Origin of the sequence: Viridibacillus sp. FSL R5-0888 (genome assembly GCF_038009105.1) — a bacterium.
GTDB lineage: Bacteria > Bacillota > Bacilli > Bacillales_A > Planococcaceae > Viridibacillus > Viridibacillus arenosi.
The window spans coordinates 593629-606544 of sequence record NZ_JBBPAU010000001.1; the positions used below are offsets into that span (position 1 = coordinate 593629).

Here is a 12916-nt window from a genome sequence, read left to right on the forward strand (position 1 = left end):
CATTGGATGCTTTTTTAGAATATGCTGTCTTCAATTTCAAGTTTAATTTCATCACCATGGTGATTTTGATATGACATAATAAGAGTATCTAAATGCTCTAAGTTTTCTTCGTAATCTAAAATACGAGAGAGTATATGCAGTAAATGATAGCTTGAAAATTCTTCGTCCTCATCATTTTCGCGTGAAATTGCAATTTGTTCTGCGAAAATATCCATTACTTCGTTTCTTTGTAAATATTCCTCTTGACCAATCCAAGCCTTATGATCAGGCTTTAGTTTCCCAGAATATTTCAAAAAGAGTTGTTCGTGATAAGTAAGTAGGAAATCTAAACGTTCTTGAATCATAATATGAAACTGCTCAGGAAGTTTTGATAACTCGTTCTCATGTAAATGTAGTCTTTGTAAAACTTCTAAACTTTTCTTCGATGTTGTAATCATTTGTCTATAAACAACAAGCTTTCTTGCTTTTACATGCTTTTCATTTTTTATATATCTACGTTCTTCCTTATAAAATAAATATAACTGGTTGAGTTTCAAATGATGCTCTTTTAATTTCCGCAAAGACTGTTTTGTTGATGTATGTTCAGATGCTTGACGAACTGCAAGACGAGTCCAGCGAATAATTTCATCCTGCAACAGATGGATGGATTGAAATAATCTTGTTTCATAACGAGGTGGTAAAAATACTAGGTTGACGATGAATGCTGCAAGTACCCCGATGAGTACTGTAACAAATCTAATCAAACCGAAAGTAAGAAAATCATCACCTTGAACTTCTAAAATCGCGATGACGGTTACAAGAGATAAGGAAATACAATTTTCCAAACCAAGTCGAATGACGATAGAAATAGTTATGATAGCAGCTAATCCAACGGCTACATATTGATGGCCGAATAGTAGACCAAATGAAACAGCTATTGCAGCACCGATTAGATTCGATTGTACTTGTTCTAAAATTGTTAAATAAGAGCGATAAATAGATGGTTGGATTGCGAAAATAGCAGCAATGCCGGCAAAGACGGGTGATGGTAAGTTAAGCAAATTTGCAATATATAGTGCAAATACAATAGCTAAACCTGTTTTTAAAATACGGGCACCTAATTTCATTTGAAATGGGTAACCTCTCTTTCTGTATACTAGTATTCCGCTACTTTAACCGATTACCTCAAGATGGTCAACAACGGATTATTCATGAGCTTAATTAACTTATGACAGTAACCTATAGTGTAGACAAAAAAACGACGTTTCTTCAAAAAATTGATACAATTATTGTAAAAGTGAATAGGAGGATTAAATATGACTGTACTAGAAGGACAACAAGCACCAAATTTCACTCTGAAAAATGAACAGGGTGAACTGGTATCGCTCGCAGATTATAATGGAAAGAAATCGGTAGTGCTCTATTTTTACCCAAAAGATATGACACCTGGTTGTACAACAGAGGCATGTGAATTTAGAGACTTTCATAGTGATTTCTCTGATTTAAATACTGTTATTTTAGGAGTAAGCCCTGATGATGAAAAAAGACATGAGAAATTTATAGAAAAGCATGGTTTACCATTTTCGCTATTAGTAGATGAGGATCATGCAGTTGCGGAAAAATACGGCGTTTGGAAATTGAAGAAAATGTACGGACGTGAATATATGGGTATCGAACGCTCTACTTTTATGATAGACGAAAATGGGGTAATTATTAAAGAGTGGCGCAAAGTCCGGGTGAAGGGACATATTGAAGATGTGCTAACTTATATACGGGAGAAGGGGGAATAGTTATGATAGTATATTTTACTTTTGATCCAAGACCAGATTTAAAAGAGGGACTAATACAAGATTTCCCTACGATTGATTTTATCTTCCATGACAATATGGATCATACTGTATTAAAAGAGGCAGAAGTTATAGTTACTTATGGTGAAGATATTGAAGCGGAGCAAATAAGGTTAGCGAAGAAGCTAAAATGGATAATGGTTGCTTCGGCAGGGATAGAGAAAATGCCTCAAAAGGAAATTGCTGAACGTGGTATTGTTGTTTCTAATGTACGTGGCATTCATAAAGTCCCGATGGCAGAATCTGTACTTGCCCACATTCTATCATATAAACGTGGACTCGCATGGATCTATGAACAAGAGCAAAAAACTGAATGGAACCGTAAGTCTAAAGCAACGGAACTTCATGGTTCTACCGCTCTTATTTTAGGACCGGGTGCAATTGGTTCCGAGATTGGCCGATTGTTGCAAGCTTTTGGCGTACATACTATAGGGTGTAATCGCTCAGGAAATACGGCAGATTATATGGATGATATGATTTCTTTTAGTGCATTGCTAAAGGAATTACCAAGTGCTGATATAGTTATTTCGGTCTTACCAAGTACTCCAGATACACAACATTTATTAAATAGTGAACATTTCAAAGCGATGAAAGGTAGTGCATTATTCATGAACTTTGGCCGCGGCGATTTAGTATCCACAGATGTATTGATAAACGCATTGAATGCAGGAGAAATCCCACATGCAGTTTTAGATGTATATGAAGAAGAACCGTTACCAGCAGATCATCCTTTTTGGCAGATGAGTACTGTTACTGTTTCGCCTCATGTCTCAAGTCATTCTTCTAGGTATTTGGAGCGTAGTTTAGAGATTTTCAAACCTAACTTAACAAAGTGGCTAGAGGGAGATACAGACCTTATTAACAAAATGGATATTACCAGAGGTTATTAGTCAGGAACTTTTATAGTTGTAGGTGAAAGTATCATTAACTAGGAGCAATTGAGAATGATACAAGGAATAAAATGATATATTTTTGATAATTAGAGCTAATTTTTGATGCTTAGTAAATTATCCTTATTAAAAACCAGAACAAAAAGGTGACTCATAGATGGATATGTTGACATTTGCCCTAGTTTTTAAGTAAACTAATTATAACAATTATAAACTAATAATTTTTATGAATTGAGGTGCATGGCGATGACTGAAGTGCAATTGAAAAGCGCTCTAGACACGCTAAAGACAACAGGCGTAAGGATCACCCCCCAACGTCATGCTATTTTAGAGTACTTAATCGAAACAATGTCACATCCAACAGCTGATGAAATATACAAAGCACTTGAAGGGAAATTCCCTAATATGAGTGTAGCAACGGTTTATAATAATCTTCGTGTATTCCGAGAATCAGGTTTAGTGAAAGAATTAACATATGGTGATAGCGCAAGTCGTTTTGATTTTGTTACAAATAAGCACTATCACATTATTTGTGAAGGTTGTGGGAAGATTGTAGATTTCCATTACCCAGGACTTGATGAGGTTGAACATTTCGCCGCTCATGTCACTGGCTTCAAAATCAACTCGCACAGAATGGAAATTTACGGAACTTGTCCGACGTGTTCTGAGCAAGCTACGAAAGTTCAATAAGTAAGGGAGCTACTTAACTGTCAAGAATGACACATAGGTAGCTTCTTTTTATGGTAAACTATTTAATGTTTTTTCAATAAAAAACCCCCGTTACAATTTAGTAACGGGGTGAAGGCATTAATCATTACGCTTTGTGCGATTGTTTAATGATTGATCAAACTCTTGTCCTTCTAATGAAGGATCTAAAGTAAGTGGTTCATTGCAATACATACACATATCTACACGTCCAAGCACTTTTGTGTGTTTATGGCACCCCGGACATTCTACTAATACCGCTCGGGTTGAAAGGAATCCAATCCATCCATATACAAAAGTACTTCCAAGAATACAGAGGATACCTAGTGTCATGAAGATAATAACTAACCATTGGTGTTCTCTGAAGAAAATGGCGCCGTACATGATGATAAAGCCTATAAATATGAGAGATAAAGCAAATGAACGGATTTTATTTATCTTATTTTTATATGGTTTCATTTGTAAGCCTCCTAATCTACAACATACTATAACACAAAATGATATCGTAATATGAAGTGAAAATTTTATGCAGGAATCTTATTATTTTTGTCGAACGTTTAAGACAGAGTAAATTGACTATTGACTATAGGAGGATCATTATGGAGCAGCTACTACGACCCATATACCAAGAACGAGCAAGTCACCCGAATACAATAGGTGTAATTTTAATAGAAAAAAGGGAAGAAGTTAGCCCGATAACAGATACATTTGATACGGTACTTCTTATTATTACAAAACAAAGTGACCGACCAGTCTTTACGAAACATTATACATTTAAAGATAAAAAAGCTGCTATGCACATTATTACGGAGAAGCAGTTAAACAAATGGTTATTAGTAGGAACTAATAAGAAGATAGTCGACTGGCTATTCTTTGGAAAAGTATTATTCGATCGTAATGAGTATCTTTTTAATTTAAAAAAGGAACTGAAGGAGTTCCCTTTTTATGGTCGGAAAATTAAAATGGGTATTGAGTTTGCAAAGCTTATACGAAGATACTTAGAAGGTAAAGTATGTTTCGAAGAGAAAAATTACTTAGATGCCTATAATCATGTTGTTGAATCATTGCATCATTTAGCTCGACTTGCTGTAATGGATAAAGGAATGTACCCTGAGGTTACAGTGTGGTCGCAAGTAAAACAAATTGATCCAGCCATTTATAAATTATATGAAGAACTTATTACAAGTGAAGAATCGTTGGATAAACGATTAGAGTTATTATTTTTAGCAAGCGAGTTCTTTATTCATTCTCGTACTGCAGATGGAGCAACACATGTAATAGAAGTAATGTCTAAGAAAGACTTTTGGACAATTCAAGAATTGCATGAACAAGAGGAGCTGAAAAACTATTCAGTTAACCTTGAAGTTTTCATCGAATACTTAATAGATAAAGGCTACATCTCTGTAGAGCGTGTAGAGACTAAAGGAAATAACATATATCATAGAGATTATAAGGTTGAAGAAATCGCTGAATAGTTGTATATTAATTGAGGCGTTTAAAACGCCTCGGATTTTTTTAGAAAAAGTGTTGACATGAGTATCGACACTATTGTATTATATTAATTGTCGCTAAGACGTGTTGTTAAAACTTAAAACTTTCACTCAAAAAACTTTTTCAAAAAAGTTATTGACATCAAAAATGAAAGATGTTAAGATATTAAAGTCGCTGCAACAAGCGATTACAATAACAACAAAATGAACCTTGAAAACTGAACATGCAAGACGTTAATCAATAAATGTTTTTGAACATCAACTCTGTTGGTGTTCAAAACGAAAATAGATATCATCTTCGGATGATACGCTAGCAAAGCTAATGAGCTTTCAAACTACTTTTATGGAGAGTTTGATCCTGGCTCAGGACGAACGCTGGCGGCGTGCCTAATACATGCAAGTCGAGCGAATGATGAAGAAGCTTGCTTCTTCTGATTTAGCGGCGGACGGGTGAGTAACACGTGGGCAACCTACCTAGTAGATTGGGATAACTCCGGGAAACCGGGGCTAATACCGAATAATCCATTTTGTCACATGGCAAAATGCTGAAAGGCGGTTTCGGCTGTCACTACTAGATGGGCCCGCGGTGCATTAGCTAGTTGGTGGGGTAACGGCCTACCAAGGCAACGATGCATAGCCGACCTGAGAGGGTGATCGGCCACATTGGGACTGAGACACGGCCCAAACTCCTACGGGAGGCAGCAGTAGGGAATCTTCCACAATGGACGAAAGTCTGATGGAGCAACGCCGCGTGAGTGATGAAGGTTTTCGGATCGTAAAACTCTGTTGTAAGGGAAGAACAAGTACGTTAGTAACTGAACGTACCTTGACGGTACCTTATTAGAAAGCCACGGCTAACTACGTGCCAGCAGCCGCGGTAATACGTAGGTGGCAAGCGTTGTCCGGATTTATTGGGCGTAAAGCGCGCGCAGGTGGTTTCTTAAGTCTGATGTGAAAGCCCACGGCTCAACCGTGGAGGGTCATTGGAAACTGGGAGACTTGAGTGCAGAAGAGGAAAGTGGAATTCCAAGTGTAGCGGTGAAATGCGTAGAGATTTGGAGGAACACCAGTGGCGAAGGCGACTTTCTGGTCTGTAACTGACACTGAGGCGCGAAAGCGTGGGGAGCAAACAGGATTAGATACCCTGGTAGTCCACGCCGTAAACGATGAGTGCTAAGTGTTAGGGGGTTTCCGCCCCTTAGTGCTGCAGCTAACGCATTAAGCACTCCGCCTGGGGAGTACGGCCGCAAGGTTGAAACTCAAAGGAATTGACGGGGGCCCGCACAAGCGGTGGAGCATGTGGTTTAATTCGAAGCAACGCGAAGAACCTTACCAGGTCTTGACATCCCAATGACCGCTCTAGAGATAGAGTTTTCCCTTCGGGGACATTGGTGACAGGTGGTGCATGGTTGTCGTCAGCTCGTGTCGTGAGATGTTGGGTTAAGTCCCGCAACGAGCGCAACCCTTGATCTTAGTTGCCATCATTTAGTTGGGCACTCTAAGGTGACTGCCGGTGACAAACCGGAGGAAGGTGGGGATGACGTCAAATCATCATGCCCCTTATGACCTGGGCTACACACGTGCTACAATGGACGATACAAAGAGTCGCTAACTCGCGAGGGTATGCTAATCTCATAAAATCGTTCTCAGTTCGGATTGTAGGCTGCAACTCGCCTACATGAAGCCGGAATCGCTAGTAATCGTGGATCAGCATGCCACGGTGAATACGTTCCCGGGCCTTGTACACACCGCCCGTCACACCACGAGAGTTTGTAACACCCGAAGTCGGTGAGGTAACCTTTATGGAGCCAGCCGCCGAAGGTGGGATAGATGATTGGGGTGAAGTCGTAACAAGGTAGCCGTATCGGAAGGTGCGGCTGGATCACCTCCTTTCTAAGGATAATTACGGAAACAGATCTTGGATCTGTCGATTAACGTCTTGCGTTCAGTTTTGAAGGTTCATACTTCAATTATATATTTTCCCAAAAGGGGCCTATAGCTCAGCTGGTTAGAGCGCACGCCTGATAAGCGTGAGGTCGATGGTTCGAGTCCATTTAGGCCCACCATATTTTCTTTTTTTGGGGCCTTAGCTCAGCTGGGAGAGCGCCTGCCTTGCACGCAGGAGGTCAGCGGTTCGATCCCGCTAGGCTCCACCAATATTGTTCTTTGAAAACTGGATAAAACGACATTGAAGCAAATTAAGTAACACATTTTTTATTATTAAGTTTTTTAGGCTTAATAACTAACTTTTAGGTTAAGTTATTAAGGGCGCATGGCGGATGCCTTGGCACTAGGAGCCGAAGAAGGACGGCACTAACACCGATATGCTTCGGGGAGCTGTAAGTGAGCTTTGATCCGGAGATTTCCGAATGGGGGAACCCACTGTTCGTAATGGAGCAGTATCTTGACGTGAATACATAGCGTCTTGATGGCAGACCCAGGGAACTGAAACATCTAAGTACCTGGAGGAAGAGAAAGAAAAATCGATTCCCTGAGTAGCGGCGAGCGAAACGGGAATAGCCCAAACCAAGAGGCTTGCCTCTTGGGGTTGTAGGACACTCTATATGGAGTTACAAAGGAATGAGTTAAACGAAGCGGTCTGGAAAGGCCCGCCAGAGCAGGTAACAGCCCTGTAGTTGAAAGTTCATTCTCTCTTGAGTGTATCCTGAGTACGGCGGAACACGTGAAATTCCGTCGGAATCTGGGAGGACCATCTCCCAAGGCTAAATACTACCTAGTGACCGATAGTGAACCAGTACCGTGAGGGAAAGGTGAAAAGCACCCCGGAAGGGGAGTGAAATAGATCCTGAAACCATGTGCCTACAAGTAGTTAGAGCCCGTTAATGGGTGATAGCGTGCCTTTTGTAGAATGAACCGGCGAGTTACGATTACATGCGAGGTTAAGTTTTAGAAGACGGAGCCGCAGCGAAAGCGAGTCTGAATAGGGCGAATGAGTATGTGGTTGTAGACCCGAAACCAGGTGATCTACCCATGTCCAGGGTGAAGGTAAGGTAACACTTACTGGAGGCCCGAACCCACGTACGTTGAAAAGTGCGGGGATGAGGTGTGGGTAGCGGAGAAATTCCAATCGAACCTGGAGATAGCTGGTTCTCTCCGAAATAGCTTTAGGGCTAGCCTCGTGATAAAGAATCCTGGAGGTAGAGCACTGTTTGAACTAGGGGTCCATCCCGGATTACCGAATTCAGACAAACTCCGAATGCCAGTGATTTATGCACGGGAGTCAGACTGCGAGTGATAAGATCCGTAGTCAAGAGGGAAACAGCCCAGACCACCAGCTAAGGTCCCAAAGTAATTGTTAAGTGGAAAAGGATGTGACGTTGCTTAGACAACCAGGATGTTGGCTCAGAAGCAGCCATCATTTAAAGAGTGCGTAATAGCTCACTGGTCGAGTGACGCTGCGCCGAAAATGTATCGGGGCTAAACAATTCACCGAAGCTGTGGATGGACATCTTAGATGTCCGTGGTAGGAGAGCGTTCTAAGTGCTGTGAAGTCAGACCGGAAGGACTGGTGGAGCGCTTAGAAGTGAGAATGCCGGTATGAGTAGCGAAAGACGGGTGAGAATCCCGTCCACCGAATGACTAAGGTTTCCTGAGGAAGGCTCGTCCGCTCAGGGTTAGTCGGGACCTAAGCCGAGGCCGATAGGCGTAGGCGATGGACAACAGGTTGATATTCCTGTACCACCTATTTACCATTTGAGCAATGGGGGGACGCAGTAGGATAGGGTAAGCATGCTGTTGGTTATGCATGTTCAAGCAGTGAGGCGTGAAATGAGGCAAATCCCATTTCTATAACGTTGAGCTGTGATGACGAGGACGTATGTCCGGAGTTCCTGATTTCACACTGCCAAGAAAAGCCTCTAGCGAGGTAAAAGGTGCCCGTACCGCAAACCGACACAGGTAGTCGAGGAGAGAATCCTAAGGTGTGCGAGAGAACTCTCGTTAAGGAACTCGGCAAAATGACCCCGTAACTTCGGGAGAAGGGGTGCTCTAGTAGGGTGAAAGCCCGAGAGAGCCGCAGTGAATAGGCCCAGGCGACTGTTTAGCAAAAACACAGGTCTCTGCAAAACCGTAAGGTGACGTATAGGGGCTGACGCCTGCCCGGTGCTGGAAGGTTAAGAGGAGTGCTTAGCGCAAGCGAAGGTGCGAATTGAAGCCCCAGTAAACGGCGGCCGTAACTATAACGGTCCTAAGGTAGCGAAATTCCTTGTCGGGTAAGTTCCGACCCGCACGAAAGGCGTAACGATCTGGGCACTGTCTCAACGAGAGACTCGGTGAAATTATAGTACCTGTGAAGATGCAGGTTACCCGCGACAGGACGGAAAGACCCCGTGGAGCTTTACTGTAGCCTGATATTGAATTTTGATACATCTTGTACAGGATAGGTAGGAGCCAGAGATTCCGGAGCGCCAGCTTCGGAGGAGGCGTTGGTGGGATACTACCCTAGATGTATTGAACTTCTAACCCATGCCCCTTAGCGGGGTAGGAGACAGTGTCAGGCGGGCAGTTTGACTGGGGCGGTCGCCTCCTAAAGAGTAACGGAGGCGCCCAAAGGTTCCCTCAGAATGGTTGGAAATCATTCGTAGAGTGTAAAGGCATAAGGGAGCTTGACTGCGAGACCTACAAGTCGAGCAGGGTCGAAAGACGGGCTTAGTGATCCGGTGGTTCCGCATGGAAGGGCCATCGCTCAACGGATAAAAGCTACCCCGGGGATAACAGGCTTATCTCCCCCAAGAGTCCACATCGACGGGGAGGTTTGGCACCTCGATGTCGGCTCATCGCATCCTGGGGCTGTAGTCGGTCCCAAGGGTTGGGCTGTTCGCCCATTAAAGCGGTACGCGAGCTGGGTTCAGAACGTCGTGAGACAGTTCGGTCCCTATCCGTCGTGGGCGTAGGAAATTTGAGAGGAGCTGTCCTTAGTACGAGAGGACCGGGATGGACACACCGCTGGTGTACCAGTTGTTCTGCCAAGGGCATCGCTGGGTAGCTATGTGTGGACGGGATAAGTGCTGAAAGCATCTAAGCATGAAGCCCCCCTCAAGATGAGATTTCCCATTACGCAAGTAAGTAAGATCCCTCAAAGACGATGAGGTAGATAGGTTCGAGGTGGAAGTGTGGCGACATACGGAGCTGACGAATACTAATAGATCGAGGACTTAACCAAATTTTACTTAACAAACTTCAATGTAATTTATCCAGTTTTGAGAGAATAATAAAAAACTTTTCTAAAATAGCAAAAAACACTTGCTAAAATTTAAAAAAGATGATATAATTATTCTTGTCCTTAGGTAATACAATAGTCTAGTGATGATGGCAAAGAGGTCACACCCGTTCCCATGCCGAACACGGAAGTTAAGCTCTTTAGCGCCGATGGTAGTTGGGGGTTTCCCCCTGTGAGAGTAGGACGTTGCTAGGCGATCATATTATTCCGAAGTAGCTCAGTGGTAGAGCATCCGGCTGTTAACCGGACGGTCGTAGGTTCGAGTCCTACCTTCGGAGCCATTTTTGGAGAGCTGTCCGAGTGGCCGAAGGAGCACGATTGGAAATCGTGTAGGCGAGTAACCTTGTCTCAAGGGTTCAAATCCCTTGCTCTCCGCCATACACATTCTCATTTATTAAATGGCCCCTTGGTCAAGCGGTTAAGACACCGCCCTTTCACGGCGGTAACACGGGTTCGAATCCCGTAGGGGTCACCATTTATAACGTTATACGGAGGATTAGCTCAGCTGGGAGAGCACCTGCCTTACAAGCAGGGGGTCGGCGGTTCGATCCCGTCATCCTCCACCATTTAAGTCAATAATACCATTATCGCGGGGTGGAGCAGTTCGGTAGCTCGTCGGGCTCATAACCCGAAGGTCACAGGTTCAAATCCTGTCCCCGCAACCAAATGGTCCGGTAGTTCAGTTGGTTAGAATGCCTGCCTGTCACGCAGGAGGTCGCGGGTTCGAGTCCCGTCCGGACCGCCATTTTTTAAAAAAGAATATTAAATTATTATGGGTCAGTAGCTCAGTTGGTAGAGCATTAGATTGAAGCTCTAAGTGTCGGCGGTTCGATTCCGTCCTGACCCACCATAATAATGCCGGTGTAGCTCAGTTGGTAGAGCAACTGACTTGTAATCAGTAGGTCGAGGGTTCGACTCCTTTCGCCGGCACCATGTTTTTCTGGAGGGGTAGCGAAGAGGCTAAACGCGGCGGACTGTAAATCCGCTCCTTCGGGTTCGGCGGTTCGAATCCGTCCCCCTCCACCATTTTTTTATTTTAGGGGCATAGTTTAACGGTAGAATAGAGGTCTCCAAAACCTTTGATGTGGGTTCGATTCCTACTGCCCCTGCCAATTTAAATTATATTATGGCGGTTGTGGCGAAGTGGTTAACGCACCTGATTGTGGTTCAGGCATTCGTGGGTTCGATTCCCATCAGTCGCCCCATTTAATTTTTGACAATAAAATAATTTAGATATAATAATAATATTATGGCGGTTGTGGCGAAGTGGTTAACGCACCTGATTGTGGTTCAGGCATTCGTGGGTTCGATTCCCATCAGTCGCCCCATATTATTGGGGTATAGCCAAGCGGTAAGGCAACGGATTTTGATTCCGTCATGCCCTGGTTCGAATCCAGGTACCCCAGTTAAATTTGCGGAAGTAGTTCAGTGGTAGAACACCACCTTGCCAAGGTGGGGGTCGCGAGTTCGAACCTCGTCTTCCGCTCCATTTTCTATTTACGGCGGCATAGCCAAGTGGTAAGGCACAGGTCTGCAACACCTCTACCACCGGTTCAAATCCGGTTGCCGCCTCCAATTATTTTTAAAATAACTACATATAATCTATAATAATATTATGCCGGTGTGGCGGAATTGGCAGACGCGCACGACTCAAAATCGTGTTCTTTCGAGAGTGTCGGTTCGACCCCGACCACCGGTATCCTAAATATAAATTTTCTTAAGAGTTCTCATTATGAGAGCTCTTTTTTGTTGTCAAAATTTCTTTCATTAAGGGAAGAACCCTGGTGGAATTTAAGGTGCAAAATATTCTAGAACCACAGTCGTTCAATGTTAGCTATGAAGGTGCTGGCTTTCTAAATTAGATATTGCAAACTTGGTAGAGGAATTATCTATAATTGAGATTGATGAGGGGTTTGAGTAGGTATCTACAAATTTTAAAGAAGAGGGTAAAGTCCTAAAAGAGAGGAGGGAAATTTCCCTCCTCTTTTTTAGTATTAGTAATTATAGAAACAAAATTTGGATTTATTTATTTTCATTCTGAAGAAACACATAAAAATTTAACAGGTGTACTTGTGAGATTCAACCAATAATGTGGACTACTAGAGTCGATGATAATGGAGTCATGTTCGTTTAAATGATATTCTTCATCATTTATTTGTACAGTCAGTATGCCGTCTAAAACATACAGAAATTCTTTTCCGTGATGAGTAAATTGATTCCCCTTGTTTTCTCCGGGATTTAGAATTATAAAAAGTGGGTTAAAGCCAAGTCCTGTATGATTGCCGGACAAGTCCTTGTAAATGAATTGGTTGACGGTCAAATCCGCACTGCTATTAATTCCACGAATGACAGTTGGCTGCTTTTGTTTTGTTTCTGTGCTGAAAAAGTAACTAGGATTTACTTGAAGTACTTCAGATATTTTCTTAAGCGATTCTAGTGTTAGAGATGATTTCATACGCTCAACTTGTGATAAAAAACTGATGGATAGATCAGTCTTGTCTGCAATTTCCTTAAGGGTCAATTTTCTTTCTTTTCGTAGGCTTTTAATTTTATCTCCAATTGTTTTGTCCATAACAATACCTCATCTCAATTTATGTAAAGTATACATCATTATATATTTTAAAAAATAAAGTTGACAGAATATTACCTCTAATCTAATATTAGGTTATTGTAATTTAAGTAATACTTCAAATATATTGAACTTTCACTTAAATTATAAAACATATGTTAATAAATAACTAGAGTCTCTTTTTATAAGTCATTTTG

7 protein-coding genes, 18 tRNA genes and 3 rRNA genes are annotated in these 12916 nt (G+C 42.3%); 25 read left to right on the plus strand and 3 right to left on the minus strand.

The features are described 5' to 3' along the window. Positions 1 to 14 precede the first annotated feature (14 nt). Positions 15 to 1106, minus strand: coding sequence for an FUSC family protein (locus tag MKY02_RS02895; protein ID WP_076035130.1), 1092 nt, complete (start codon positions 1104 to 1106; stop codon positions 15 to 17). A gap of 189 nt (positions 1107 to 1295) precedes the next feature. Between MKY02_RS02895 and bcp the strand changes: the two genes are divergently transcribed. The 3 genes from bcp (at position 1296) to perR (ending at position 3406) form a co-directional block, all read left to right on the plus strand. Further along, positions 1296 to 1769: a thioredoxin-dependent thiol peroxidase gene (gene bcp / locus MKY02_RS02900; RefSeq protein ID WP_076065916.1), complete on the plus strand. Its 474-nt coding sequence runs from the start codon at positions 1296 to 1298 to the stop codon at positions 1767 to 1769. Positions 1770 to 1771: 2 nt separating this feature from the next. Beyond that, complete coding sequence (locus MKY02_RS02905) at positions 1772 to 2716, plus strand: D-2-hydroxyacid dehydrogenase (protein WP_340710587.1); 945 nt, start codon at positions 1772 to 1774, stop codon at positions 2714 to 2716. Between the two features lie 246 nt (positions 2717 to 2962). Next, entirely contained in the window at positions 2963 to 3406 is a 444-nt protein-coding gene (gene perR / locus MKY02_RS02910) for a peroxide-responsive transcriptional repressor PerR (protein WP_179078290.1), read from the plus strand. Positions 3407 to 3523: 117 nt separating this feature from the next. Here the strand turns inward: perR and MKY02_RS02915 are convergent, their stop codons facing one another. Further along, complete coding sequence (locus MKY02_RS02915; protein WP_038178495.1) at positions 3524 to 3880, minus strand: YgzB family protein; 357 nt, start codon at positions 3878 to 3880, stop codon at positions 3524 to 3526. A 140-nt stretch (positions 3881 to 4020) separates the two neighbouring features. Here MKY02_RS02915 and MKY02_RS02920 point away from each other — a divergent pair, with 140 nt between their 5' ends. From MKY02_RS02920 to MKY02_RS03025, 22 genes are all read left to right on the plus strand, one after another. Continuing rightward, positions 4021 to 4896: a nucleotidyltransferase-like protein gene (locus MKY02_RS02920; protein WP_038178493.1), complete on the plus strand. Its 876-nt coding sequence runs from the start codon at positions 4021 to 4023 to the stop codon at positions 4894 to 4896. A gap of 355 nt (positions 4897 to 5251) precedes the next feature. After that, positions 5252 to 6804: ribosomal RNA gene (locus MKY02_RS02925) — 16S ribosomal RNA — on the plus strand. A 96-nt stretch (positions 6805 to 6900) separates the two neighbouring features. Then, positions 6901 to 6977 (plus strand) — tRNA-Ile (locus tag MKY02_RS02930). Between the two features lie 14 nt (positions 6978 to 6991). Next, positions 6992 to 7067: transfer RNA gene (locus MKY02_RS02935), tRNA-Ala, on the plus strand. A 96-nt stretch (positions 7068 to 7163) separates the two neighbouring features. Next, positions 7164 to 10093 (plus strand): 23S ribosomal RNA (locus MKY02_RS02940). Between the two features lie 136 nt (positions 10094 to 10229). After that, positions 10230 to 10345: ribosomal RNA gene (gene rrf / locus MKY02_RS02945) — 5S ribosomal RNA — on the plus strand. Together the 16S, 23S and 5S rRNA genes with 18 tRNA genes alongside form the textbook arrangement of a ribosomal RNA operon. 11 nt (positions 10346 to 10356) lie before the next feature. Then, positions 10357 to 10431 (plus strand) — tRNA-Asn (locus MKY02_RS02950). Between the two features lie 5 nt (positions 10432 to 10436). Then, positions 10437 to 10528 (plus strand) — tRNA-Ser (locus tag MKY02_RS02955). A 22-nt stretch (positions 10529 to 10550) separates the two neighbouring features. Next, positions 10551 to 10625 (plus strand) — tRNA-Glu (locus MKY02_RS02960). Between the two features lie 15 nt (positions 10626 to 10640). After that, a tRNA-Val gene (locus tag MKY02_RS02965) sits at positions 10641 to 10716 on the plus strand. 22 nt (positions 10717 to 10738) lie between these two features. Next, positions 10739 to 10815, plus strand: a tRNA-Met gene (locus MKY02_RS02970). A gap of 3 nt (positions 10816 to 10818) precedes the next feature. After that, positions 10819 to 10895: transfer RNA gene (locus MKY02_RS02975), tRNA-Asp, on the plus strand. 29 nt (positions 10896 to 10924) lie between these two features. Beyond that, a tRNA-Phe gene (locus tag MKY02_RS02980) sits at positions 10925 to 11000 on the plus strand. 7 nt (positions 11001 to 11007) lie between these two features. Then, positions 11008 to 11083, plus strand: a tRNA-Thr gene (locus MKY02_RS02985). A 9-nt stretch (positions 11084 to 11092) separates the two neighbouring features. Next, positions 11093 to 11176: transfer RNA gene (locus MKY02_RS02990), tRNA-Tyr, on the plus strand. A 12-nt stretch (positions 11177 to 11188) separates the two neighbouring features. Beyond that, positions 11189 to 11262, plus strand: a tRNA-Trp gene (locus tag MKY02_RS02995). Between the two features lie 17 nt (positions 11263 to 11279). Further along, positions 11280 to 11355, plus strand: a tRNA-His gene (locus MKY02_RS03000). 47 nt (positions 11356 to 11402) lie between these two features. After that, a tRNA-His gene (locus tag MKY02_RS03005) sits at positions 11403 to 11478 on the plus strand. 6 nt (positions 11479 to 11484) lie between these two features. Continuing rightward, positions 11485 to 11556, plus strand: a tRNA-Gln gene (locus MKY02_RS03010). Between the two features lie 8 nt (positions 11557 to 11564). Continuing rightward, a tRNA-Gly gene (locus MKY02_RS03015) sits at positions 11565 to 11639 on the plus strand. Between the two features lie 12 nt (positions 11640 to 11651). Beyond that, positions 11652 to 11725, plus strand: a tRNA-Cys gene (locus tag MKY02_RS03020). Positions 11726 to 11767: 42 nt separating this feature from the next. After that, positions 11768 to 11849, plus strand: a tRNA-Leu gene (locus MKY02_RS03025). A 333-nt stretch (positions 11850 to 12182) separates the two neighbouring features. On the opposite strand, the gene MKY02_RS03030 is transcribed toward MKY02_RS03025, so the two are convergent. Then, on the minus strand, positions 12183 to 12722 hold the full coding sequence (locus MKY02_RS03030; RefSeq protein ID WP_038189098.1) for a helix-turn-helix domain-containing protein: 540 nt from the start codon (positions 12720 to 12722) through the stop codon (positions 12183 to 12185). Between the last annotated feature and the right edge of the window lie 194 nt (positions 12723 to 12916).